This is a genomic window from Schumannella luteola (genome assembly GCF_013408685.1).
Taxonomy (GTDB): domain Bacteria; phylum Actinomycetota; class Actinomycetes; order Actinomycetales; family Microbacteriaceae; genus Schumannella; species Schumannella luteola.
This window is the reverse complement of record NZ_JACBZY010000001.1, coordinates 3,681,533-3,703,855: the sequence shown is the minus strand read 5'-3', so window position 1 is coordinate 3,703,855 and position 22,323 is coordinate 3,681,533. Positions and strand designations below refer to the sequence as shown.

General features: G+C 72.6%; 21 protein-coding genes. 10 read left to right on the top strand and 11 right to left on the bottom strand.

Annotated features, from left to right (window positions below):
• Positions 1–93 precede the first annotated feature (93 nt).
• From BJ979_RS17020 to BJ979_RS17005, 4 genes are all read left to right on the top strand, one after another.
• Positions 94–1,116 (top strand): LacI family DNA-binding transcriptional regulator, encoded by a 1,023-nt coding sequence (locus BJ979_RS17020; protein ID WP_179569757.1) that lies wholly within the window; start codon positions 94–96, stop codon positions 1,114–1,116.
• Between the two features lie 105 nt (positions 1,117–1,221).
• The gene (locus BJ979_RS17015; RefSeq protein WP_179569755.1) at positions 1,222–2,679 is read left to right on the top strand and encodes a sugar porter family MFS transporter; all 1,458 of its coding nucleotides are present in this window, start codon (positions 1,222–1,224) and stop codon (positions 2,677–2,679) included.
• A 169-nt stretch (positions 2,680–2,848) separates the two neighbouring features.
• Positions 2,849–4,000, top strand: coding sequence for a Gfo/Idh/MocA family protein (locus BJ979_RS17010; protein WP_179569753.1), 1,152 nt, complete (start codon positions 2,849–2,851; stop codon positions 3,998–4,000).
• A 269-nt stretch (positions 4,001–4,269) separates the two neighbouring features.
• Positions 4,270–5,127: a glycoside hydrolase family 16 protein gene (locus tag BJ979_RS17005; RefSeq protein ID WP_179569751.1), complete on the top strand. Its 858-nt coding sequence runs from the start codon at positions 4,270–4,272 to the stop codon at positions 5,125–5,127.
• Here BJ979_RS17005 and BJ979_RS17000 read toward each other — a convergent pair.
• Both BJ979_RS17000 and BJ979_RS16995 read right to left on the bottom strand, forming a co-directional pair.
• Positions 5,124–7,037, bottom strand: a complete 1,914-nt coding sequence (locus BJ979_RS17000; RefSeq protein WP_179569749.1) for an amidase — start codon at positions 7,035–7,037, stop codon at positions 5,124–5,126. The two genes, BJ979_RS17005 and BJ979_RS17000, sit on opposite strands and share 4 nt — an antisense overlap.
• 4 nt (positions 7,038–7,041) lie before the next feature.
• Positions 7,042–8,097, bottom strand: coding sequence for an agmatine deiminase family protein (locus tag BJ979_RS16995; RefSeq protein ID WP_179569747.1), 1,056 nt, complete (start codon positions 8,095–8,097; stop codon positions 7,042–7,044).
• Positions 8,098–8,219: 122 nt separating this feature from the next.
• On the opposite strand from BJ979_RS16995, the gene BJ979_RS16990 reads away from it, so the two are divergent.
• Both BJ979_RS16990 and BJ979_RS16985 read left to right on the top strand, forming a co-directional pair.
• On the top strand, positions 8,220–8,927 hold the full coding sequence (locus tag BJ979_RS16990) for a TetR/AcrR family transcriptional regulator (protein WP_179569745.1): 708 nt from the start codon (positions 8,220–8,222) through the stop codon (positions 8,925–8,927).
• Entirely contained in the window at positions 8,924–10,327 is a 1,404-nt protein-coding gene (locus BJ979_RS16985) for a pyridoxal phosphate-dependent decarboxylase family protein (RefSeq protein ID WP_179569744.1), read from the top strand. The genes BJ979_RS16990 and BJ979_RS16985 overlap by 4 nt, the downstream gene beginning before the upstream one ends.
• A 24-nt stretch (positions 10,328–10,351) precedes the next feature.
• On the opposite strand, the gene BJ979_RS16980 is transcribed toward BJ979_RS16985, so the two are convergent.
• Positions 10,352–11,872: an MFS transporter gene (locus BJ979_RS16980; RefSeq protein WP_179569743.1), complete on the bottom strand. Its 1,521-nt coding sequence runs from the start codon at positions 11,870–11,872 to the stop codon at positions 10,352–10,354.
• The gene (locus BJ979_RS16975) at positions 11,869–12,465 is read right to left on the bottom strand and encodes a cysteine hydrolase family protein (protein WP_179569742.1); all 597 of its coding nucleotides are present in this window, start codon (positions 12,463–12,465) and stop codon (positions 11,869–11,871) included. Before BJ979_RS16975 ends, BJ979_RS16980 begins: the two co-directional genes overlap by 4 nt.
• A 52-nt stretch (positions 12,466–12,517) precedes the next feature.
• On the opposite strand from BJ979_RS16975, the gene BJ979_RS18240 reads away from it, so the two are divergent.
• Positions 12,518–13,096 carry a MarR family transcriptional regulator gene (locus tag BJ979_RS18240; RefSeq protein WP_179569741.1) on the top strand — a complete coding sequence of 193 codons (579 nt, stop codon included), beginning with the start codon at positions 12,518–12,520 and terminating at the stop codon, positions 13,094–13,096.
• Between the two features lie 147 nt (positions 13,097–13,243).
• Here BJ979_RS18240 and BJ979_RS18235 read toward each other — a convergent pair whose 3' ends face one another.
• Positions 13,244–14,650, bottom strand: a complete 1,407-nt coding sequence (locus BJ979_RS18235) for a sensor histidine kinase (RefSeq protein ID WP_179569740.1) — start codon at positions 14,648–14,650, stop codon at positions 13,244–13,246.
• Positions 14,647–15,447: a response regulator transcription factor gene (locus BJ979_RS16960; protein WP_179569739.1), complete on the bottom strand. Its 801-nt coding sequence runs from the start codon at positions 15,445–15,447 to the stop codon at positions 14,647–14,649. The genes BJ979_RS18235 and BJ979_RS16960 overlap by 4 nt, the downstream gene beginning before the upstream one ends.
• Before the next feature lie 124 nt (positions 15,448–15,571).
• On the opposite strand from BJ979_RS16960, the gene BJ979_RS16955 reads away from it, so the two are divergent.
• Positions 15,572–16,174, top strand: a complete 603-nt coding sequence (locus BJ979_RS16955) for a hypothetical protein (protein ID WP_179569737.1) — start codon at positions 15,572–15,574, stop codon at positions 16,172–16,174.
• Between the two features lie 67 nt (positions 16,175–16,241).
• On the opposite strand, the gene BJ979_RS16950 is transcribed toward BJ979_RS16955, so the two are convergent.
• The 3 genes from BJ979_RS16950 to BJ979_RS16940 are packed head-to-tail and all read right to left on the bottom strand — an operon-like array spanning position 16,242 to position 18,663.
• The gene (locus BJ979_RS16950; protein WP_179569735.1) at positions 16,242–16,754 is read right to left on the bottom strand and encodes a VanZ family protein; all 513 of its coding nucleotides are present in this window, start codon (positions 16,752–16,754) and stop codon (positions 16,242–16,244) included.
• Complete coding sequence (locus tag BJ979_RS16945) at positions 16,751–17,920, bottom strand: sensor histidine kinase (RefSeq protein ID WP_179569733.1); 1,170 nt, start codon at positions 17,918–17,920, stop codon at positions 16,751–16,753. The genes BJ979_RS16950 and BJ979_RS16945 overlap by 4 nt, the downstream gene beginning before the upstream one ends.
• Positions 17,917–18,663 carry a response regulator transcription factor gene (locus tag BJ979_RS16940; RefSeq protein WP_179569731.1) on the bottom strand — a complete coding sequence of 249 codons (747 nt, stop codon included), beginning with the start codon at positions 18,661–18,663 and terminating at the stop codon, positions 17,917–17,919. The genes BJ979_RS16945 and BJ979_RS16940 overlap by 4 nt, the downstream gene beginning before the upstream one ends.
• An 87-nt stretch (positions 18,664–18,750) precedes the next feature.
• Here BJ979_RS16940 and BJ979_RS16935 point away from each other — a divergent pair, with 87 nt between their 5' ends.
• Positions 18,751–19,641, top strand: a complete 891-nt coding sequence (locus BJ979_RS16935) for a M15 family metallopeptidase (RefSeq protein WP_179569729.1) — start codon at positions 18,751–18,753, stop codon at positions 19,639–19,641.
• 96 nt (positions 19,642–19,737) lie between these two features.
• Here the strand turns inward: BJ979_RS16935 and BJ979_RS16930 are convergent, their stop codons facing one another.
• Complete coding sequence (locus tag BJ979_RS16930) at positions 19,738–20,520, bottom strand: SDR family NAD(P)-dependent oxidoreductase (RefSeq protein WP_179569727.1); 783 nt, start codon at positions 20,518–20,520, stop codon at positions 19,738–19,740.
• Positions 20,517–21,008: a GlcG/HbpS family heme-binding protein gene (locus BJ979_RS16925; protein ID WP_179569725.1), complete on the bottom strand. Its 492-nt coding sequence runs from the start codon at positions 21,006–21,008 to the stop codon at positions 20,517–20,519. The genes BJ979_RS16930 and BJ979_RS16925 overlap by 4 nt, the downstream gene beginning before the upstream one ends.
• A gap of 210 nt (positions 21,009–21,218) precedes the next feature.
• Here BJ979_RS16925 and BJ979_RS16920 point away from each other — a divergent pair, with 210 nt between their 5' ends.
• Complete coding sequence (locus BJ979_RS16920) at positions 21,219–22,292, top strand: sugar ABC transporter substrate-binding protein (RefSeq protein WP_179569723.1); 1,074 nt, start codon at positions 21,219–21,221, stop codon at positions 22,290–22,292.
• The last annotated feature ends 31 nt before the right edge of the window (positions 22,293–22,323 follow it).

The following is a 22,323-nucleotide window of genomic DNA, read 5'->3' as shown; positions in this document are numbered from 1 at the left end:
CCCGATGTGTCGAACTGTTGGAGCGCTCCAACGATCGGTAGGATAGACACGCTTTCCATGTCAGGTCAATACGTCGAAACAGGTGATTCGCTCATGAGCGAGAAGCGACCGACGATCTACGACGTCGCCCGCGTCGCCGGGGTCTCCCGATCGCTCGTGTCGCTCGTGCTGCGCGGCTCGGACAAGGTCAGCGACGCCTCGCGCGAGGCCGTCGAGACGGCGATCGCCGAGCTGGGATACCGCCCCAGCCGGGCCGCCTCCGAGCTGGCATCGGGCCGCACCGAGACCATCGCGGTGCTCATCGACGACTACGCCAACACCTGGTTCGTCGATCTGCTGCGCGGGCTCGAGGGCGAGCTCGCGCGCGACGGCTACCGGGTCTCGGTGGTCGACACGGCCGGCGCGACCGACACCGAGGCGCTGCGGCGGTCGGTGGATGCGCTGCTCTCGCTGCGCGCCGACGCGATCGTCGTCGCGCGCGACCTGCCGCCGTCGCTGACCGGGCGCACCCTCACGACCGCGGTGGCGCCGCCGCTCGTCGTCGCCGGGACGCGGCTCGACATGCCCGAGGGCGTCGACGGCGTGGCCAACGACGACGCCGCCGGGGCGCGGCTCGTCGCCGAGCACCTGCTCGCCCTCGGCCACCGTCGCATCGGCCACCTCGCGGTCGCCGGCGGAGCCGGCGCCGCGCGTCGGGCGAGCTTCGTCGCAGCGGTCGCCGCGGGCGGCGGCGAGGTGATCGTGGTCGAGCACGACGGCGCCGCCACCGAGGCGGAGGGGCGGGCGGCCGCGCTCGGCCTGCTGCGCGCCCATCCGGAGCTCACGGCCGTCTTCGGCGCGAACGACCTCATGGCGATCGGCGTGCTGGGGGCTGCGCGCGAGCTGGGCATCCGGGTTCCCGAGCAGCTGTCGGTCGCGGGTTACGACAGCACCGAGATCGCGGCGAGCGGGGTCATCGACCTGACCACGGTCGACGACCGCTCGTACGACATGGGGGTCGAGGTCGGTCGGATGGTGCGCGATCTGGTCGGCGGACGACCCGCGGCGGGGGAGCGGCGCGTGCTCGAGCCGACACTGATCCCGCGCGGCACGACAGGTCCGGCGCGACGCCTGTAGGACTTCGACGAGATCTGACCTGTCTAATTGACAGGACATATGGACATCCGGCAGTCTGTCCACACGGCCGCTGACGCCCGCGGCCGTTCCAGACGAAGGAGTCTCATGACCGCCTCGCAGACCTCTGGTCCGAGAACCGAGCTGCCCCCGCTCACCCCTGGTCCGTACCGCAAGCGCCTCGGAACCGTCGCACTCGTCGCCACCTTCGGCGGGCTGCTCTTCGGCTACGACACCGGTGTGATCAACGGCGCCCTGCGCCCGATGACCGTCGAGCTCGGCCTCACGCCGCTCACCGAGGGCATCGTCACCAGCTCGCTGCTCTTCGCCGCCGCCCTCGGCGCCGTGCTGAGCGGCCGCATCTCCGACGCGATCGGCCGTCGCAAGATCATCATCGGCCTCGCCGTGCTCTTCTTCGTCGGCGCCGTCACCTGCGTCGTCGCCCCCGACTTCGGCGTCATGGTCGCCGGCCGCGTGCTGCTCGGACTCGGCGTCGGCGGCGCCTCCACCGTCGTGCCCGTCTTCCTCGCGGAGCTCGCGCCCTACGAGATCCGCGGATCGCTCGCCGGCCGCAACGAGATCATGATCGTGATCGGCCAGCTCGCCGCCTTCGTGGTCAACGCCATCATCGGCAACATCTGGGGCGAGGAGGGCGGCGTCTGGCGCATCATGCTCTCGGTCGCCGCGCTGCCCGCGATCGCGCTGTTCGTCGGCATGCTGCGCATGCCCGAGTCGCCGCGCTGGCTCGTCGAGAAGGGCCGCATCGACGAGGCGCGCGCCGTGCTCTCGACGATCCGCCCCGAGGGTCGTGCGGATGCCGAGCTCGCCGAGGTGCAGAACATCGCCGACGAGGACAAGCGCCAGGTGCGCACCGGCTTCATCGGCGTGATCACCAACAAGTGGCTGCTGCGCATCCTGCTCGTCGGCATCGGCCTGGGCGTCGCCCAGCAGCTGACCGGCATCAACTCGATCATGTACTACGGCAACTCGGTGCTCGTCGAGGCCGGCTTCGCCGAGCGCTTCGCGTTGATCGCCAACGTCGCGCCCGGTGTGATCGCCGTGATCGGCGGCTTCATCGCCCTCGCGATGATGGACCGCATCGACCGTCGCCGCACGCTCATCATCGGCTTCTCGCTGACGACCGTGAGTCACCTGCTGATCGGCATCGCCTCGATCGCGCTGCCGGCCGGCAACCCGGCTCGTCCCTTCGTGATCCTGATCCTCGTCGTCGCCTTCGTCGGCTCGATGCAGACCTTCCTCAACGTGGCCGTCTGGGTCATGCTCTCGGAGATCTTCCCGCTGCACATGCGCGGCCTCGGAATCGGCATCTCGGTGCTGTTCCTCTGGGTCGTGAACGCGATCATCGGGCTCTTCTTCCCGAGCGTCGTCGCCTCGATCGGCATCACCGGCACCTTCTTCATCTTCGCCGGCGTCGGGGTGCTCGCCCTGATCTTCATCATCACGCAGGTGCCCGAGACGCGCGGCCGCACGCTCGAGGCCCTCGAGGAGGACGTGTCGACCGGCGCGATCTACCTCCCCGAGAACCGCAAGGGCCACTCGGCCTGAGGTCCATCGACGCGAACGCCCGGCGCCGGTCTCGGTTCCGGGCGTTCGCGCTGGGCGGTGCGGGTCCGCGTCGCAGCCACCCGCGTCGCAGCCACCCGCGTCGCATCCACTCGCGCCGACTCCCTCCGCCTCCGTCATCCACCATCGACCTCTCATCGCAGGAGAACCCATGACCCGTCAGCTCGGCATCGGCCTCATCAGCGTCGGATGGATGGGCCGCGCCCATTCCCGCGCCTATCGCAACGTGCACGAGCGGTTCCCCGATCTGGGCGCCCGGCCGCGGCTCGTCGTCGCCGCCGACGTCGCCGAGAGCGGCCGGAGCGCCGCCGTCGAGGAGCTCGGCTACGAGCGCGCGACCGCCGACTGGCGCGAGGTGATCGCCGATCCCGAGGTCGACGCGGTCTCGATCTGCGCCCCGAACTTCCTGCACCGCGAGATGGCGATCGCCGCGGCCGAGGCCGGCAAGCCGTTCTGGATCGAGAAGCCGATGGGAATCTCGCTCGAGGAGAGCACGCAGATCGCAGATGCCGCTGCGGCGGCCGGCGTCGTGACCGCGGTCGGCTTCAGCTACCGCCACGCGCCGATCATCGCCCGCGCCCGCGAGCTGGTGCGCTCGGGCCGCATCGGCCGGGTCACCAACGTGCGCGTCGGGTTCGTGGCCGACTACTCCGCCGACGCCGAGGCGCCCCTCACCTGGCGCTACGCCCGCGCGAGGGCGGGCAGCGGCGTGCTGGGCGACCTGCTCTCGCACGGCTTCCACCTGGCCGAGCACGTGGTCGGCGAGATCGCCGAGCTCGTCGCCGACCAGAGCATCTTCATCGCCGAGCGCCCGATCGTCACGGGGGATGCGGTCGGTCACGCCGCCCAGGCCGGCACCGAACGCGGCACGGTCGAGAACGAGGACTACAGCGCGATCATCGCCCACTTCGCCGGCGGCGCCGTCGGCGTCTTCGAATCGAGCCGCGTCTCGACGGGCTCGCGGTCGGAGTACACCCTCGAGGTGCACGGCACCCTCGGCACGCTGCGCTGGGACTTCACCCGCATGAACGAGCTCGAGATCGCCACCCGCGACGACGAGTTCTACGGCTTCTCGACCGTGCTCGCCGGGCCCGCCGACGGCGAGTTCTCGCGCTTCCAGCCGGGCCCCGGCATCCCGATGGGCTTCGACGACCTCAAGACGATCGAGGCCTCGCACTTCCTGCGCTCGGTCGTGACCGGCGAGCAGGACGGTCCCTCGGTCGCCGACGGCCGCCGCGCCGCCCAGCTGGTGGATGCGGCCGAGCGCTCCGCTGCGTCGCGCGGTTGGGTCGCGGCGAGCTGAGGCGCGCACCGTCGACCTGATCGTCCGGCGGCGACCCCGACGCCGGACGCCCGGGACCCCCGTTCGTAAGGGCTCTGAGCAAACTTTCTGCAAAGGGTTCTGAACGGGGGTTTCATCGTTTCATCCGAGGCGAGCGGAATGCGGCCTGTCCCCCGAAGTGGTTACAGTCGATTCGTCGGACGACGGAGTCCGGCTCGCGCGGCGCGGACCTCGAATGCGCACCCCGCGCGGTGACCGCGGTCTCGGGGAGAGGCCGCAGGAGAGGATCGATGATGATTCGCACCACACGATCGACGGCGATTCGGCGCCGTCGGCCGGCGCTGTTCGCGCTCGCGGCCGGGGTGGCCGTGCTCGCGGTCGGAGCCACATCCGCCGTCAGCGGCACCGCCAACGCGCCGAAGGCGCACGCCGAGAACCTGGTCTGGTCGCAGGACTTCGATGGCGCGGCCGGATCGGCGCCCGACGGCAACGTCTGGAACTTCGAGACCGGCGGAGGCGGCTGGGGCAACGGCGAGCTGCAGAATTACACCGACTCGCGCGCCAACTCCGAGCTCGACGGCAACGGCAACCTGGTCATCACCGCCCGTCAGGAGGGCGACGGCTCGTACACCTCCGCGCGACTCACCACCGCCGGCAAGTACCAGCCGCAGTACGGCCGGGTCGAGGCCCGCATCCAGATCCCGCGCGGCCAGGGCATCTGGCCGGCCTTCTGGATGCTCGGCGGCGACATCGGCAGCAACCCGTGGCCGGGCTCGGGCGAGATCGACATCATGGAGAACGTCGGCTTCGAGCCGCACCGCGTGCACGGCACGATCCACGGCCCCGGCTACTCGGGAGCGGCCGGACCCACCAGCACCTACCAGCACCCGCAGGGCTGGTCGTTCGCGGATGACTTCCACACCTTCGCTGTCGACTGGTCGCCGGGCCGCATCGCCTGGTCGGTCGACGGCAACGTCTACTCCGAGCGCACCACCGCCGACACCAACGGCAACCCGTGGGTCTTCGACAAGCCCTTCTTCATCATCCTCAACGTCGCGGTCGGTGGGCAGTGGCCCGGCTACCCCGACGGCACGACACAGATGCCGCAGTCGATGAAGGTCGACTACGTGCGGGTGTACTCGAACTAGTCCTCGTCGGGGAGAAGGCGCGGGGTCCTGCCGGGTTCGGTCCGGCGGGGCCCCGTCGTCGTGTCGCCGGTCGCCAGGTCGCCCGTCGCCTCGAAGGCGACGGCGAGCTGCAGCAGCCGGCTGTCGTCGTAGGCGCGGCCGGCGAAGGTGAGACCGACCGGCATGCCGATGTCGGCCATCGTGCCCATCGGCACCGTGACGGTCGGGACGCCGAGGTGCCGGATGACGAGGTTGCCGTTCGCGACCCACACGCCGTTGCGCCAGCCGAGGTCGGCGGAGCCCGGCTCCACGTCCATGTCGGCCGGGCCGACGTCGCTGACCGCGGGGAACACGACCGCGTCGAGACCCTGCTCGTCGAGCCAGGCCTCGAGGTCGTCGCGGCGGGTCCGCTCGAGTCCGCGCATCCCCGCCTCGAGTTCGGGGATGTCGAGGAAGGTCCGCACCTCGGGGTGGCTCGCGACCCACTCCGGGTAATCGGCGATGTCGTCGTCGAAGCCCGTGTAGCGGTCGGGCAGCGCGCCCGCGGGCTGCGGGAAGATCCGGGCGCCCTCGACGCCGACGAGCGTGTCGAGAGCGGGGTCGCCGTTGGCCTGCAGGAAGTCCTGCCAGCCCCAGGCCGAGAGGTCGACGATCTCGCGCTTCAGATAGGTCGGGCTCACGCGGCCGGCGGTCGCGATCGTCGTCGCGCCCGGGCGGTCGCCCTCGTAGTTCGACAGCACCGGGAAGTCGGTCTCGACGACCGTCGCCCCGGCGGCCTCGAGGTCGCGGCGGGCGGCCTCCCAGAGCGCCACGATGCTCGGTCGGGCCTGGATGCGCTGCCCGGTCGGGCCGCCGATGCCCGGGTTCTCGGCGGTACCGGCGAGCGGATCCGTGCCGAGGAACATGGTCGGGATGCCGATGCGGGCCCCGGCGAGCGGGCCCGCTCCGGCGCTGCCGACCGTGTCCGGGCTGGTCGACGCGCTCGGCTCCGTCGTCGCGGTCGGCTCCGTCGTCGCGGGCGACTCAGCGGGCGACCCCGCGAGCGTCGTCGCGCGCGCGACCGAGCCGAGCGCGACGTACGACGCCGGCCTCACGCTGCTGGCGGCCGGGATCGCGATCCACGGCTGCGCCCGCCACAGGTCGCCGCGCTTCTCGGGGTCGTCGGCGACGATCACGTCGAGCACCTCGAGCAGGTCGGCCATCGTGCGGGTGTGCGGCACGACGACGTCCATGGTGGGTACGAGCGGCCAGTTGCCGCGCGTCGAGATGACTCCGCGCGAGGGCGTGTAGGCGCAGAGGGCGTTGTTGGATGCAGGGCCGCGGCCGCTCGACCAGGTCTCCTCGCCGAGTCCGAAGGCGGCGAAGCTCGCGGCCGTCGCGGTGCCGGATCCGTTAGAGGACCCGGAGGCGAAGGGTGCGGCGAGGAAGTCGGCGTTGTACGGGCTCTCGGCGCGGCCGTAGACGCCGCGCTGCATGCCGCCGTTCGCCATCGGGGGCATGTTCGTGAGCCCCAAGCAGATCGCGCCGGCGCCGCGCAGACGCTCGATCGTGAAGGCGTCGCGCTGGGCGACGAGGTGCTCGAACGCGGGACTGCCGGCGGCGGCGGTGAGTCCGCGCACGAGGTAGCTGTCCTTGGCGGTGTACGGGATGCCGTCGAGCGGGCCGAGCAGGGCGCCCGCGGTGCGGCGGGCATCCGACGCGGCGGCCTCGGCGAGCGCCTCGGGGTTGCGCACGACGACGGCGTTGAGTGCCGTCGCGGTGCCGGGGAGGTCGTAGGCGTCGATGCGCGCGAGGTAGGCGCGCACGAGGTCGACGCTCGTGACCGCACCGCTCTCGAGCGCGGCGCGCAGCTCGGCGATGCCCGTCTCGACGACGTCGAAGGGCGCGACGACGGATCGCTCGGAGCCGCGGTCGATGCTCGACTCGCTCATCGGCTCAGGCGCCCGCGTGCGCGCCGACCGGCACGAGCGCCGGCTGCTGCTGGGTGATGCAGTGGATGCCGCCGCCGCGCGCGAAGATCGCCCGCGCATCCACCGTCACGACCTCGCGGCCCGGGTAGGCGTCGGCGAGGATCGCGCGCGCCTCGGCATCCGACTTCTCGTCGCCGAAACCGCAGGCGATCACGCCGCCGTTGAGCACGTAGTGGTTGACGTAGCTCCAGTCGACCAGGCCCTCCTCGTCGCGGATCTGCGTCGGAGCCGGCAGCTCGACGATCTCGAGCGCGCGCCCGGCGGCGTCGCGAGCGCCGGCCAGCACCGCGCGGATCTCGCGCGAGACCTCGTGGTCGGGGTGCGCGGGGTCGCGCTGCTCGTGCAGCAGCACGTGGCCGGGGGAGGGGAAGGTCGCGACGATGTCGACGTGGCCGTTGGTGCCGAACTCGTCGTAGTCGCGGGTGAGCCCGCGCGGCAGCCAGATCGGGGTGGTCGCGCCGATCGTGCGCAGCATCTCGGCCTCGACACGGGCCTTGTCGGCGTAGCGGTTGCGGCGCGGGTCGAGCTGCACCGTCTCGGTGAGCAGCACGGTGCCCTCGCCGTCGACGTGGATGCCGCCGCCCTCGTTCACGAGCGTCGAGCTGACGAGCTCGGCGCCGGTGCGTCCGGCGATCACGCGGGCGATCTCGGCCGCCTTCGCCCAGTCCGACCATTCGTGGTCGCCCCAGCCGTTGAAGATCCAGTCGACCGCGCCGAGCACGCCGGGGCGCTCGGGGTCGAGCACGAAGCTGGGGCCGAAGTCGCGCATCCAGAACTCGTCGAGCGGGGCCTCGAGCAGCTCGACGCCCGAGCCGAGCAGGTCGCGGGCGCGGGCGGCCTCGCTCGGGTCGACGACCATCGTGAGCGGCTCGAACTCGGCGATCGCGCGGCCCACGGCCGTCCAGGCGGCGTAGCACTCCTCGCGCTCGGCGCCGGTGTCGCCGAGAGTCTGGCCGGCGACGGGGAAGGCCATCCAGCTGCGCTCGTGGGGGTGGGTCTCGGCCGGCATGCGCCAGGTCATGGGGGTCTCCTCGGCTTGCGGGCGGCGGCCGCGTCGTCGCGGGACGCCGGTCTGTCGATCGTGGGTCTCGAACCGGGTATTGATCAAGCGATCAATATGGGGCAGAGTACGGACGAGATCCGATGACGTCAACATCCACCGCACCCCGCACCCGCAAGTCGCCCGCCGAGCGTCGAGCTGAGATCGAGCGCGCCGCCCGCGAGCTCGCACTCGAGCAGGGACTCGCCGCGCTCACGCTGCGCGCGGTCGCCGCCCGCGTGGGCGTCGCCTCCGGTCTCGTCTCCCACTACATCGACGGCATGGACGAGCTCGTCGCCGCCACCTTCGCCGCGATCGTCGCCGACGAGCTCGACGACGTCACCGCGCTGCTCGGCGCCGAGCCGGCGCCGTCGTGGCGCATCGGAGCGCTCATCGACACCGTGCTCGACGGCGGCCGCGACGACGTCACGCTCGTCTGGGTGCAGGGCTGGGCGCTCGGCACCGGCAACGCGGCGCTCGCCGCGGCCGTGCGCGAGCAGATGGATGCCTGGCAGGCCATGATCGCGGGCGTCATCTCCGACGGAATCGCGCAGGGCTCCTTCGGCCTCGCCGCGAGTGCGTCCGGTGACGCCGACGCGGTCGCCTGGCAGCTGCTCGCCCTCATCGACGGACTCAACGCCCACTCGCTCGTACGCTGGCAGGCGGCGCCCGACCGCCGCGCACTCACCCTGCGCGTCGCCGCGGCGCTGCTCGGCGCCGACCCCGCAGCCCTGAGCGCGGGCAGCGACGCCCACCCGGCATCGCCCCCCGCGCATCCTCGCTCCGACCACCACCCGGGAGAGAACCCATGACCGATCCGGCCGACCTCACGAGCACCGACCCCGCCGCGCGGATGCACGCGATCCTGCCCGAGACCGTCGACACCGTCGACGAGGTGCTCGACTACGCCCGTCGCCGCGCGCTCGGCACCGACATCCCGCTCGACAAGGCCATGACCGAGCGCGACCTCTTCCGCCTCGCCGGCCGCACGATCACGAGCGGCGGCATCGGCGCCCGTCGGGCCACGGCCGTGTTCGAGAACGTGCTCGCGCCCGCCTGCCTCACGACCGACCACCCCGGGTACCTCGCCTTCATCCCCTCGGCGCCGAGCAAGGCCGCCAGCGCCTTCGACGTGATCGTCTCGGCATCGGCCGTCTACGGCGGCTCGTGGATCGAGGGATCCGGCGCGGTCTACGCCGAGAACGAGGTGCTGCACTGGCTCGCCGCCGAGTTCGGCCTGCCCGAGGGCGCCGGCGGCGTCTTCATGCAGGGCGGCACGATCGGCAACCTCTCGGCCCTCGTCGCCGCGCGCGACGTCGCCCGCCGCCGTTTCGCCGACGAGGGCCGCGCCCGCCCCGACCGCTGGGTCGTCGTCTGCAGCAGCGAGGCGCACTCGTCGATCACGTCGGCCGCCGAAGTCATGGACGTGGATGTCGTCGGCGTGCCCACCGGCGACGACGGACGTCTGCACGGCGATGCGGTCGAGGCCGCGCTCGACGAGTTCGGCGACGCCGTCTTCGCGGTGGTCGCGACCGGCGGCACCACCAACTTCGGCATCGTCGACGACATCGCCTCGGTCGCCGCGGTGACGAAGCCGCGCGGCGTCTGGCTGCACATCGACGGCGCCTACGGCCTGGCCGCGATGCTGGTCGAGGGGATGCGTCCGCTCTTCGCCGGCGTCGAGCACGCCGACTCGCTCATCGTCGACCCGCACAAGTGGCTGTTCGCGCCCTTCGACGCCTGCGCGCTGATCTACCGCGACCCGGCGCAGGCGCTGCGCGCGCACACCCAACGCGCCGAGTACCTCGACACCCTCACCGACGCCGCCGACTGGAACCCGTCGGACCTCGGCATCCAGCTCACCCGCCGCGCCCGCGGCCTGCCGATGTGGTTCTCGCTCGCCACCCACGGCACCGAGCGCTACCGCGCGGCGATCGACCACGGCATCCGCCTCGCCCGGCAGATCGCCGACGAGATCGCGGCCCGGCCCTCGCTGTCGCTCGTGCGCGACCCGCAGCTGTCGATCGTCGTCTTCCGCCGCGAGGGCTGGACCCTCGCCGACTACGACCGCTGGTCGCAGAAGCTGCTCGACGACCAGATCGGCTTCGTCGTGCCGAGCTCGCATAACGGCGAGCCGGTCGTGCGCTTCGCGATCATCAACCCGCTCACGACCTTCGAGCTGCTGGTGAAGATCCTCGACACGATGGAGTGAGGATGGCGGCCTGGCTCGCCCTGGTCAGGTGGCGCTGGATGCGATGGGTGCGGCCGAACGGGGGCGCAGCGAGCGATCGACGAGCGTGAGCGCGAGCAGCAGCGAGCTCGCCACGATCGACACGATCGCGACCCGGTGCAGGCCGTCGGTGTCGGCGGCCGCGCCGAAGAACAGCGCCGTCGCCGCGCCCGAGAGGATCGCGCCGAAGTAGAAGAAGGTGCGCATGATGCCGGCGGCTGATCCCATCTGGGCGGCCGGCGCGACCGCGATGAGCGCCTGCTGGTTCGTCACGTTGGCGAGGCCCTGCGAGACGCCCATGACGACGGCGGCCGCGACGAGCATCCAGAGCGGACTCTGCGCGCTGGCGAACAGCATGATCACGCAGCTGATCAGCTGCGCCGCCGCCGCGACCGAGAGCTTCGGGCGCAGGCGGGCGACCCGTCCGGTCAGCGCCGAGACGACGATCGCGACCGCGAAGGTCGGCAGCAGGATGAGCCCCGCCGTCGCAGGCGACAGGCCGCGCGCGTGCTCGAGCCACTGCGTGAAGCCGTAGAGGAACGTGTAGCTGACCAGCGCCGTCAGCGTCGCGCGGATGTACGTCGACAGCAGCGCCCGGTTGCCGCCGATCATGCGCAGGTCGATGAACGGCTCGGTCGTGCGCAGTTCGCGCAGCACGAAGCCGACGCCCGCGAGCACGGCGATGATCAGCATCCAGGTCAGGCCCGCCGTGGGCTCCATGATGACGACGAGCAGGGGCAGCAGCGCGAGGATGAACAGCGCCAGGCCCGGCAGGTCGAGGCGGATGCGACGGCGGGGCGCGGCGCCGCCTGTCGCGTCCGCGGCGGCGGCGTCCGTCGCGCCGACGACGGCGTCCGCGGGCGCGTCGCGCCTCGCCGACGGCAGGAACAGCGCGCCGAGCACGAGGCTGAGGAGCCCGAGCGGCACGTTGATCGCGAAGACGGCCGGCCATCCGCCGACGCCGATGAGCGCGCCGCCGAGAGTCGGGCCGATCACCGCGACCGTCTGCGTCGCGACGGCGAGCACCGTCAGCAGGGTGCGTGCGCCCTTCGCGGTCGGGTCGGTCGTGCGCGAGCGGGCGACCGACATCGACGAGGGGTAGCCGGCGCAGGTGCCGAGCCCGAGCACGACGCGGGCGGCGATGAGCCAGCCGAAGGCGGGAGCGAAGGCTCCGATCAGGCCCGCGAGCATCGTGAGCGCCGCGCCGACCAGGAAGACGGGCTTCGCGCCGACCGCATCCACGAGGCGTCCGGCCAGGGGCTGGCCGACCGAGGTCGCCAGGTAGAGCCCGGTCACGAGCCACGCCGACTGGGATGCCGGCACGCCGAACGCGGCCGCGATCGGCACGAGCGCGACGGCGACGATCGAGGAATTGATCGGATTGAGGATCGTGCCGATGATGAGCGGCGCGTAGAGGCGGCGCGGGATGCGGGTGTCGGCGGTGGCGCTGGTCGGGGTGGCCCCGGCGGCGGGTCCGGCGAGATCGTGGGCGGCGGTGTCGTGGGCGGCCGTGTCGCGGGCGCTCATCGGGCGAGCGCCGGCAGCAGCGCGAGCACCTCCGCGGTGGTGCCGGTCTCGGCGAAGCGGGGGAGCCCGGCGCTGACGCTGGCCTCGTGTCCGGCGATCGAGGTGTCGGTGCAGGCATCGGTCGCGACGCTCACGTGGAAGCCGAGGTCGGCGGCGGCGCGCACGGTCGACTCGACGCCGGCGCTCGTCGCGATGCCGACGACGACGAGCTGGGTCACGCCGCGCTCGCGCAGACGCTCCTCGAGATCGGTGCCGGTGAAGGCGCCGACCGTTCGCTTGGTCACGAGGATGTCGCTCGTGCGCGCATCCAGCTCGGGGATCAGCTCGGCGAAGTCGTCCGGGAAGGTGCGGCCGCCGGCGCCCACGCCGGCTCCGGCGGCGGCGCGCGCGGCGCTCTGATCGGTGCGCACGCCGGTTCCGCCGGTGACGTTGACGAGCACGACGGGAAGCTCGCGAGCGCGGAAGGCGTCGAGCAGGGCCACCGCGTTCGCGACGACCGGGGCGACCGGATGCGCGCGCGGGTCGACGGCGATGCCCTTCTGCAGGTCGATGACGACGAGGGCGACGGACGGATCGAGGGTGGTGACGGGCATCCGGCATTCCTTAGGTATACGAAGTAAAACTGCTTCGTTATGCTAAGCAATCGTGAGCAGGGAATCAAGTCCGGGCGATGCCGGGCGCCGGACGCCCGCCGATCGCGGCGCCCCCGCGCAGCGCAGCGACGCCGAACGTGCTGCGCTCGAGCGGGAGCACGCGGCCGCCGCGCGCGACGCCGAGGCCGGCGGCGGTGCTCCGCCGATCGACCCGGAGGTGCGCGAGCTCGGCCACGAGCTGCGCCGTAGCGTCGCCGTGATCTACCGCCGCTTCCGCAGTCTGCGCGCCCAGGGCGACCTCGGCGAGAGCGCGACCGAGGTGCTCGCGGCGCTCACCGCGACCGGGCCTCAGTCGCTCAGCGAGCTCGCCGACCGCGACCGTGTCGCCCTCTCGACGATCAGCCAGACCGTCAACCGCCTCGAGCAGCTCGGGCTCGTGCGGCGCGAGCCCGATCCGCGCGACGGACGCCGCGTCAGCATCGTGCCGACGGAGGCCGGCGCCGAGATCGCCGCCGTCGACCGCGTGCGCCGGCACGCCTGGTTCGACCGCATCCTCGCTGATCTCCCCGCCGAGGACCGGGCCGTGCTCGACCGCGCGGCCCGCATCCTGCGCGACATCGGCGAGGCGTAGCCCGAACGCGGCCCAGCGCCTCGTTCCTCTCATCGATCGGTCGCAAACCGTCGCTTCAACGGCTTCTCAGGCGACAGTTTGCGACCGATCGATCTGCTGCGGGAGCGGGGGAGGGACGGGCATCGCCGCTAGGGCGGGCCGGACGCGTCAGGGGCGGCGCCAGCGCACGCGGGCGTCCACGCCGAGATCCTCACCGACGGCGTCGAGCAGGGTCGCCTCGCCGCCCGAGGCGCGCACCAGGCGTGCGACGATCGCGAGTCCCAGGCCGCTGCCGAGGTCGTCGTTGCGTCCGCGCCAGAAGCGGTCGAAGGCGCGGGCGCGCTGATCGGCCGTCATCCCGGGGCCGTTGTCGACCACGTGCAGGTCGACGGCGTCCGCATCATCGGGCGCGGCGGCGAGCGAGATCCGGATGCGGGTGCCCGGCCCGCCGGCGCGCAGTGCGTTGTCGATGAGGTTGTCGAGCACCTGCTCGAAAGCGGTGGGCACGGCCGAGATGAGCATCGCCTCCGCCGCGGCGTGCAGTTCGATCGTGCTCGCGCGCTCCTCGGCGAGGGCCTGCCAGGCCTCGACGCGCTCGCGGGCGACGGCAGTCGCATCCACCGTCTCGACCGGGGCGGCATCCTCCGCGCGGCTGAGCACCAGCAGCCCCTCGATGAGCTCGTCGAGGCGGTCGAGCTCGGCCTCGGCCACGTCGAGGCGCTGCGCGGCGCCGTCCGGGTCGACGCCGACGAGCTCGCGCGCGTGCTCGAGCCGCAGTCGTACTGCGGTGAGCGGGGAACGCAGCTGGTGGGAGGCGTCCCCGGCGAAAGACCGCTGCTGCGCGATGAGGTCGTCGATGCGCTCGGCCATCGTGTTGAACGATCCGGCCAGCGAGCGCAGCTCGGGCGCCCCCGAGTCGACGTCGGCGCGCACGGCGCGGTCGCCGCGGGCGAAGCGCTCGGTCGCGTCGCGCAGCAGCCGCAGGCGCCGCGTGATCGAGCGCGACAGGATGAAGCCGATCACCGCGGCGAGCAGCAGGGTCGTCAGGCCGACGAGGGCGAGGCTCCAGATCTTGCTCGACGTCGCCTCCGTCACCTGGCGGTCGTCGTAGCTGACGCGCACGGCGCCGACCGTCGTGTCGCCGGAGAGCACCGGCACGGCCGCGAACAGCAGCTCGCCGCCGAGCGTCTGCGAGGAGCGCTCGCCGGAGGTCGGGCTGCCGCCGAGCGCGGTGCGGAACTCGGGGCGCGAGCCGTAGGACTCGCCGACCGCCGCATCCCCCTCGTCGCTCGTCGCCACGGCGACCCCGTCGGCGTCGACGATCACGAGCCGGGCGCCGCTGTCGGCCGCGTACTTCTTCGCGAGGGTGCGCACCGCCGCGAGTGAGGCCGTGTCGTCGCTGTCGCCGTCGAGCGCATCGCTCGACCGGCCCGCGAGCACGAAGGCGTCGCGCTCCAGCGCGGTCGTCAGACGCGCCTCCTCGGTCTCGCGCAGGTAGCTGGCGAGCGGGATGTCCTGCACCAGCAGGGCGATCACGACGACCGCGAGGAGGGCGGCGAGGATGCGGCGGATCACGCGGCGGGCCCGCTGCCGTCGCTGTCGCCGCCGCCGTCGCCGTCGCGAGCGGAGCCGGCGGCGGACGCGGCACTGACTGCCGCAGGAATCTCGAAGCGGAACCCGACGCCGCGCACCGACTGGATCCACTCCGGTGAGCCGAGCTTGCGCCGCAGCGCCGCGACGTGCGCGTCGAGGGTCTTCGTCGCCCCGAACCACTCGGTGTGCCAGACGTCGCGCAGGATGTCGGCGCGGCGGCGCACCGCGCCCGGGTCGCGCGCGAGGTAGCGCAGCAGCTCGAACTCGGTCGGGGTCACGTGCAGCGGGGCGCCGTCGAGCGTGACGCGCTGGGCGCGCTCGTCGATGGAGAGCGGGCCGAGGTCGGGCGAGTCGGCGCCGGGCGCGGCATCCGCCCCGCCGTCGCCCGCGGCCCCAGCGGCCTCCGCCAGCGCCGCCGCCGCGGCCGCCCGACGCGTCACGGCGCGGATGCGCGCCAGCAGCTCGCGCAGTCCGAACGGCTTGACGAGGTAGTCGTCGGCGCCGAGCTCGAGCGCGAGCACCCGGTCGAGCTCGGCGCTGCGGGCGCTGATGACGATGATCGGCGTCTCGCCCGCCTGCCGCACGGCGCGCGCGACATCCGTGCCGTCCATGTCGGGCAGGCCGAGGTCGAGGATGACGATGTCGGGCGCGTCGTCGGCGAGCGCGGCGAGGGCCTCGCGGCCGGTGCCGACGTGCCGGGTCTCGATCGCCGAGCCGGCCAGCGCATCGACGATGCCGTCGGCGAGCGAGGGGTCGTCTTCGACGAGCAGGGCGCGCATGCACTCATCTTCCGGGGTGCGGCGACCTCCGCACGAGCCGTCGACCCACGGCATCCGCGATCTTGGACGTTTCTTGGATATCCGCGGGGCCCGTCTTCGACGAGTCGTCCCTAACGTCGGAGCCATGAAGATCCGCGACATGAAGAAGCAGCTCGCCATCGCCGGCATCGCCGCCGGTGTGCTGGCCATCGCCGCCGGCGGCGTCGCCGTGAACGCCGCGACCCTGAACACGGTTCCGACGAATCAGCTCGGCACCGTCCCCTCCTCGGTGATTGACGACCGCGGCGGTGACCGCCCGGGCAGCGACGACTCGTCCTCGCCGAGCTCCTCCGCCTCGCCCTCGTCGTCGGCCTCGCCCGAGCCGGGCGACGACAACCTCCCGCGTCACTCGGGCCAGGATGAGCGCCCGGGTCACGACGTCGGCGACGACGACCTGCCGCGCCACTCCGGCCAGGACGACGGCGTCGGCCACGACGTGGGCGACGACCACGGCGGCCGCCGCGGCGGCAGCACCCCGGCCCCGGCCCCGGCGCCGGCGCCGGCGACCGGCTCGAACTCCGGATCCGGCTCGGGACAGTCGGGCTCCGGTTCCTCCGGCTCGGGTTCGGGCTCCGGCTCGTCCGGCTCTGGCTCCTCGCGCGGCGGCTCGGATGACGCCGGCCACCACAGCGGCGGATCCGACGACTCGGGTCACGGAGGGCGCGGCGGCTCCGGCCGGGACGACTGAAGCCGCCGTCAGAAGGAGCGGCCGGGTGCAGGGGCACCCGGCCGCTCTGTCGTGTTCGGGATGCGGATCAGGAGGCGGGGGAGGTGCGCGCGGCGGATCGTCGCGCCAGCACCGAGACGACGACGGCCAGCAGCACGCCCACGAGCGTGCCGGCCGTGTTCAGCATCCAGTCGTTCGCGTCGCAGGCCCGGCCGATCGCGGTCACGTAGGCCTGCGCCGCCTCGACCCCGGCCGAGACGAGCGAGCCCGCCGCCACCGAGATGACCGGCATGCGCGTCGCGAGCGCCAGGAAGAAGCCGAGCGGCACGAACAGGCCCACGTTCGAGAAGGGCTCGAAGCTGAGCAGACCGGGCGTGGTAAGGCGCAGCGAGCAGAACTGGCCGCTCGTCCACTGGCCGGTCGGCAGCAGGGTGAGGCCCAGCACGAAGGCGAGCACGATCGCCGTCATCCCGACCAGGGCCAGCCGCCCGCGGTCGCCGCGACGCAGCAGTGCGACGCCGATCACCACGCTCATCGCGGTCAGGCCGATCCAGATCGGGTAGAAGAAGATCGAGCCCCAGTGCAGGATCGAGAAGTTCATCGCGCGCCTCCCAGGTCGCCGGGGTGCGCCGGATCGGTCGCCGCGATGGCGCCGTGCGGAGCCGGGAACAGCACCCGCACATCCAGCCCGCCCGTCGGGGGAGCGGCGATCGCGAGCCGGGCGCCGTGCACGGCGGCGATGCGCGACACGAGAGTCAGCCCGAGTCCGCTGCCCTCGGGCACAAGACGCGGGGCCGGCGCCGACTCGTCGATCGGCGCGACGCTCGCGGTCTGCGCTACCCGCCCGGCGCCGCGCACGAAGGGCTCGGTCAGCGTCGGCACGAGCTCCGGCGGCACGACCGGTCCGCTGTTGACGACCCGCAGCTCGACGGCGCCGTCGGCCGTCGTGCGGGTGCCGACATCCACCCGCCCGTCGGCCGGCAGGTTGTGGCGGATGCCGTTGAGCACCAGGTTCGCGATCAGCTGGCGCACGAGCGCTTCGCGCCCGTCGACGTCGCCCTCGCCGAGGCTCGTCCACACGGTCACGCCGCCGCTCTCGGCGACCGGACGCAGATCGCCGACGACCTCGCCGGTCAGCTCGGCGACATCCACCGGCTCGGGATCGATCGCCCCCGCGTGCTCGAGCGCCGCGAGCGCCAGCAGCGCCTCGACCGCCTCCGCGCCGCGACGGTTCGTGTCGTCGAGGCGGCGCAGCAACCGCTCGACATCGGTGCCGGACAGGTCGGCGAGTGCCACCTCGATGAGCGAGCGCGAGATCGCGTACGGCGTGCGCAGCTCGTGCGAGGCGTTCGCCGCGAAGCGCTTCTGCTCTTCGAACGCCGCCTGCAGGCGGTCGAGCATGCCGTCGAGGGTGTCGGCCAGCTCGCGGAACTCGTCGCGCGTTCCGCCCAGGCGCACCCGGTCGTCGAGCGACCCGGCATCCACCCGCACGGCGACATCGTGGATGCGGCGCAGCGGCCTCAGCATGCGCCCGGCCAGGAACCAGCCGCCGACGAAGCCGACCACCAGCAGCACGGCGCCGACCTGCAGCAGCCGCGGCCAGAGCGCGCGCAGCAGATCGCCGCGGCTCGGCGCGAAGCCGGCGGCGAGCTCGACGCTCGAGTCGGGCACGAAGCGCAGCAGGTAGAAGAGCAGCGCCGCGAGGGCGACGCCCGCGACCGCCAGGAAGATCGCGTAGCTCAGCGTGAGCTTGAGGCGGGCGCTCACGGGGCGGGCTCCGGGGCGGGGCCGGGATCGGAGGCGGAGTCGGGCCCGGCGCCGGCCGCATCCGTGCCCGCGCGGGCATCCGCCTCGTCGGCGACGCGGTACCCGACCCCGGCGACGGTCTCGATCACCCACGGCTCGCCCAGGCGCCGACGCAGCGACGAGATCGTGATGCGCACCGCATTCGTGAACGGATCGGCGTTCTCGTCCCAGGCGCGCTCGAGCAGCGTCTCGGCGCTGACCACGCCGCCGCCCGCCTCGAGCAGCACCTGCAGCACCGCGAACTGCTTGCGGGTGAGAGCCACGTGCCGACCCGCGCGGAACACCTCGCGGCGGAAGGGATCGAGGCTCACGCCGGCCCGCTCGAGCACGAGCGGCGCGGCCTCGGCCGGGCGACGGGCGAGCGCCCGCAGCCGCAGCACCAGCTCGCGGAAGGCGAAGGGCTTCGTGAGGTAGTCGTCGGCGCCGAGCTCGAAACCCGACACCTTGTCGTCGAGCCGGTCAGCCGCCGTGAGCATGAGGATGCGCGGGCCGCCCGGCTCGGCCGACACGCGCCGTGCGACCTCGTCGCCGTGCACGCCGGGGATGTCGCGGTCGAGCACGAGCGCGTCGTAGCTGTTGATCGCGAGCAGCTCGAGCGCGCGGTCGCCGTCGCCGGCGAGGTCGGCGGCGATCGCCTCGAGCCGCAGACCGTCGCGGATCGCCTCCGCCAGGTACAGCTCGTCTTCGACCACCAGCACACGCATAGGCCGAGCGTAGGCGGGTGTGCATATCGCCGACGTATGCGAAAAGCGATACGCCCTCGCAACACCCGCCCCGGTTCTCTGGCTGGCATGAGACCTGATCCCCGCGCCCCGCTTCCGCCCGCCGACGCGCTGCAGCACCTGCCCGGCGCGTGGGCGCCCCTGACCGAGCCGACGCCGGTGCCGCCGCGTCGACCGGCGACGAGCCGCCCCGCCTCGGCGGCCTTCGCGTCGGCCCGGTGGTCGGCGGAGCGGTCGACGATGCCGCGGCGCCCGGTGCCGTGGAGTGCTGCGCCGTCGAGCATGGTGTCGTCGAGCACGGCGCCGTCAGTGCAGTCGGCCCCGGTGCCGGCTCGCCCGCATCCCTCCCGCGCGACCCGCCGCGCCCGCGCTTTCGCGCTCGCGCTCATCCTGCTCGTGCTGGCGGTGGTCGTCGCCGCGGTCGCGATCCCCGGCGTCAGGGGCGGGCTCGGTCCGACCGTGCAGCGGGTGCTGCCGTCGCTGCCGTCGGGCGGGCTGTCGTTCACCGGGTCCGGCGAGCCGACCGAGGCCGACGGATACATCCCCGAGGGCGAGACGGTCGCCGTCGACGATCTCAGCGCACCGGCGGTCGCGAACCTCGATCCCGACCTGCGCGCCGCCGTGCAGGCCGCGGCGGCCGCGGCGGCGGAGGACGGGCACGACCTGGCGCTGACGAGCGGATGGCGCAGCGAGCACTACCAGCAGTGGCTCTTCGACAAGGCCGTGCGGCACTACGGCAGCGAGACCGAGGCGCGTCGCTGGGTCGCGTCGCCGCACGACTCCGCGCACGTCAGCGGCTCGGCCGTCGACGTCGGCCCGTGGGAGACGACGCTCTGGATGCAGTCGCACGCCGAGCAGTTCGGCCTCTGCCAGATCTACGCCAACGAGCTCTGGCACTACGAGCTGCGCTCGCGCTACGGCGACACCTGCCCCGCGCTGCGCGAGGACGCCGCGGGCTGAGCCGCACGTCGCCGCCCGCCGCAGCGCCTTGAGGCACGAACCTCAGCTCGCGCTCCTCGGAGGGAGGGAAGGAGAGCCGAGGGAGGAAGGAAGGCGCTAGCTCGCGCCGCCGTCGATCACGATCGTCTGGCCGGTCATGAAGGTCGAGGCGTCGGAGGCGAGGAAGAGGAACGCCTCGGCGATCTCGTCGCTGCGGCCCTGGCGGCCGAGGGGCACGCCGGCCGCGACCTGCGCATCCTGCACCGCCTTGCCGCCCATGTGGGCGACGATCGGGTCGTTGAACGAGGTGTCGACCCAGCCCGGCGCGATCGCGTTGACGCGGATGCCGTCGGGGCCGAGCTCGGTCGCGACCGTGCGGGTGAAGGCGATGATCGCGCCCTTCGAGGCGGAGTAGCCGCTGAGGCCGGCGGGGGCCTTGTAGCCGCCGACCGACGCCATGTTGACGATCGCCGGGTTGCGCCCCGACTCGCGCAGGTAGGGCACGCCGTAGCGCGCGGCGAGGAAGCACGAGCGCGCGTTGACGTTCATGTGCAGATCCCAGTCCGACTCGCTCATCTCGCTGATCGCGCTCGAGCGCTGCACGCCGGCGTTGTTGATGATCACGTCGATGCCGCCGAGGAACTCGTTCGCGGCCGCGAGCAGCGCCTGCATGCTCTCGCCGTTCGAGACGTCGGTCTTCACGAAGGTCGCGGTGACGCCCGCATCCACGAGCTCGTCGACGACGAGCTGGGCGCGGTCGTCGAGGTCGCCGATGACGACGGAGGCGCCTTCCGCGCCGAGCAGGCGCGCGGTCGCGGCGCCGATGTTGGCGGCGGCGCCGGTGATGACGACGCGACGGCCGTCCATGCGCGGGCCGCGGGGTGCGAGGGCGGCGCTCATCGGGCCAGCTCCAGGAACGCGGTGACGCCGGCCTGGGCGATCGCGATGTCCTCGTCGAGGCTTCCGCCGCTCGCGCCGATCGCGCCGACGAGGTTCCCGCTCTCGGCGTCGACGAGCGGGAAGCCGCCGGCGAAGGTCACGAGGTTGCGGGAGGTGGCGTGGTGCAGGGCGGCGAAGTCGCCGCCCGTGTTCGCGGCGACGGCCAGGTCGCCGGAGGCGGTGCCGAGCGAGATCGCGGTGAAGGCCTTGCCGGTCGCGACTTCGCCCGTGAGCAGTCCCGCGCCGTCCTGGCGGCCGAAGGCGAGCAGCTCGCGCCCGGCGTCGAGCAGGGCGACGCTGGCGGGCACGCCGATGCGCTCGGCTTCGGCGAGGGCCGCATCGAGCACGACGCGCGCCTCGGCGTAGGCGAGCACGCGAACGTGCCGCGGGTGGACTTCGGGGCGGTAGGTCATCTTCGACTCCTCGACCGTGGTGAGTTGCTTCGTCATACGATCACACAAAATCGAGCCTGATTGGAACTCGTTTTCCGCGATTTCAGGAGGCGGTTGACCAAGATTGTCGGATTGTCGTACGATCGCCGCACCGAGCGACCGATGGCGTCTCACCCGAGCACCACAGCACCGCGAACCCAGCCGTCTCGCTCGGACTGCCTGAGCGACGACGCGACGGCACGTCAGCAGATAACAAGGGAGTTATTCATGAAGCGACGCACGCTCGCCGCGATCGCCCTCGCGACGGCACTCGTCGGCCTCGTGGCCGGATGTTCCTCGGGAACCTCGGCCGCGACCGGCAAGAAGGTCACCGTGGATGCCGGCGGAACCTCCGTCTCGGTGCAGGGCCCCATCCGCCTCGCCTACTTCGCCCCCAGCGTCAACAACGCCTGGCTGCAGTCGTCGACCTCGACGGTCAAGGCCGAGGTCGCGAAGATCAAGGACGCCAAGGTCACCGTCTTCGACGCCAAGTGGGACGGCACCACGCAGTTCAACCAGGTGCAGAACGCCCTGCAGTCGAACCGCTTCAACGCCATGATCATCGACCCCATCAACGACGAGATCATGTGCAAGATCATGTCGCAGACCGCCCCGAAGAAGGGCGTCGTCGTCTCGGTCATCGCCGTGCCGCTGTGCGGCCGCGCGCTCAAGGTCGGCGAGGAGCAGTACACGCCGGGCACTCTCAACTACATCGGCGGCACCGACTCGTCGACCGTCTTCGAGGGCTACATCGAGCACATGGCCAAGGAGAACCCGGGCCCGCAGAAGGTCATCGCACTCAGCGGACCGAAGCTCTTCGGGGTCACGAAGAACCTCGAGAAGGCCATCGAGACCATGAAGAAGAAGTACCCCGACTTCGACATCGTCTCGACCGTCGACACCGACTACACGCTCAACCAGGGCCAGGCGAAGCTCGCGCCGCTGCTCAAGGCGAACCCCGACACGACCGTCGTGTTCAGCGCCGCGAACTCCGACGTCACCCAGGGCGCCTACCAGGCGCTCAAGGGCGCCGGGCTCGAGAGCAAGGTCAAGCTCTACGACAAGGGCGCGTCGAAGTGGGCCATCGAGCAGCTGCGCGCCGGCACGCTCGCCGGATCGTCGCCCTACTACCCCTCGACCATGGCCGCCCAGTCGGTCAAGGCGATCGCCGCGGCCTTCGCCGGTGACAAGGTCACCAGCTACCTGCCCAACGACGGCGCCGAGCTGACCGGCGAGGCCGCGAAGACCGGCGTGCAGATCCTGACCCCGGCCGACGCCAAGTCGTTCGACCCGGAGTACTGATCCGCGCCCACTGAGACGCCCCGGGGCGGGG

Bases quoted from the DNA above. Each gene is read 5' to 3' on its own strand.
- BJ979_RS16930 (WP_179569727.1), bottom strand. From the start codon at position 20,520: ATGAGCGCCGCCCTCGCACCCCGCGGCCCGCGCATGGACGGCCGTCGC.
- BJ979_RS16950 (WP_179569735.1), bottom strand. From the start codon at position 16,754: ATGAACTTCTCGATCCTGCACTGGGGCTCGATCTTCTTCTACCCGATC.
- BJ979_RS16935 (WP_179569729.1), top strand. From the start codon at position 18,751: ATGAGACCTGATCCCCGCGCCCCGCTTCCGCCCGCCGACGCGCTGCAG.
- BJ979_RS17005 (WP_179569751.1), top strand. From the start codon at position 4,270: ATGATGATTCGCACCACACGATCGACGGCGATTCGGCGCCGTCGGCCG.
- BJ979_RS17020 (WP_179569757.1), top strand. From the start codon at position 94: ATGAGCGAGAAGCGACCGACGATCTACGACGTCGCCCGCGTCGCCGGG.
- BJ979_RS16990 (WP_179569745.1), top strand. From the start codon at position 8,220: ATGACGTCAACATCCACCGCACCCCGCACCCGCAAGTCGCCCGCCGAG.
- BJ979_RS17010 (WP_179569753.1), top strand. From the start codon at position 2,849: ATGACCCGTCAGCTCGGCATCGGCCTCATCAGCGTCGGATGGATGGGC.
- BJ979_RS17000 (WP_179569749.1), bottom strand. From the start codon at position 7,037: ATGAGCGAGTCGAGCATCGACCGCGGCTCCGAGCGATCCGTCGTCGCG.
- BJ979_RS16925 (WP_179569725.1), bottom strand. From the start codon at position 21,008: ATGACGAAGCAACTCACCACGGTCGAGGAGTCGAAGATGACCTACCGC.
- BJ979_RS16920 (WP_179569723.1), top strand. From the start codon at position 21,219: ATGAAGCGACGCACGCTCGCCGCGATCGCCCTCGCGACGGCACTCGTC.
- BJ979_RS17015 (WP_179569755.1), top strand. From the start codon at position 1,222: ATGACCGCCTCGCAGACCTCTGGTCCGAGAACCGAGCTGCCCCCGCTC.
- BJ979_RS16985 (WP_179569744.1), top strand. From the start codon at position 8,924: ATGACCGATCCGGCCGACCTCACGAGCACCGACCCCGCCGCGCGGATG.
- BJ979_RS16995 (WP_179569747.1), bottom strand. From the start codon at position 8,097: ATGACCTGGCGCATGCCGGCCGAGACCCACCCCCACGAGCGCAGCTGG.
- BJ979_RS16975 (WP_179569742.1), bottom strand. From the start codon at position 12,465: ATGCCCGTCACCACCCTCGATCCGTCCGTCGCCCTCGTCGTCATCGAC.
- BJ979_RS16980 (WP_179569743.1), bottom strand. From the start codon at position 11,872: ATGAGCGCCCGCGACACGGCCGCCCACGACACCGCCGCCCACGATCTC.
- BJ979_RS16960 (WP_179569739.1), bottom strand. From the start codon at position 15,447: ATGCGCGCCCTGCTCGTCGAAGACGACCCCTCGCTCGCCGACGGCATC.
- BJ979_RS16955 (WP_179569737.1), top strand. From the start codon at position 15,572: ATGAAGATCCGCGACATGAAGAAGCAGCTCGCCATCGCCGGCATCGCC.
- BJ979_RS16940 (WP_179569731.1), bottom strand. From the start codon at position 18,663: ATGCGTGTGCTGGTGGTCGAAGACGAGCTGTACCTGGCGGAGGCGATC.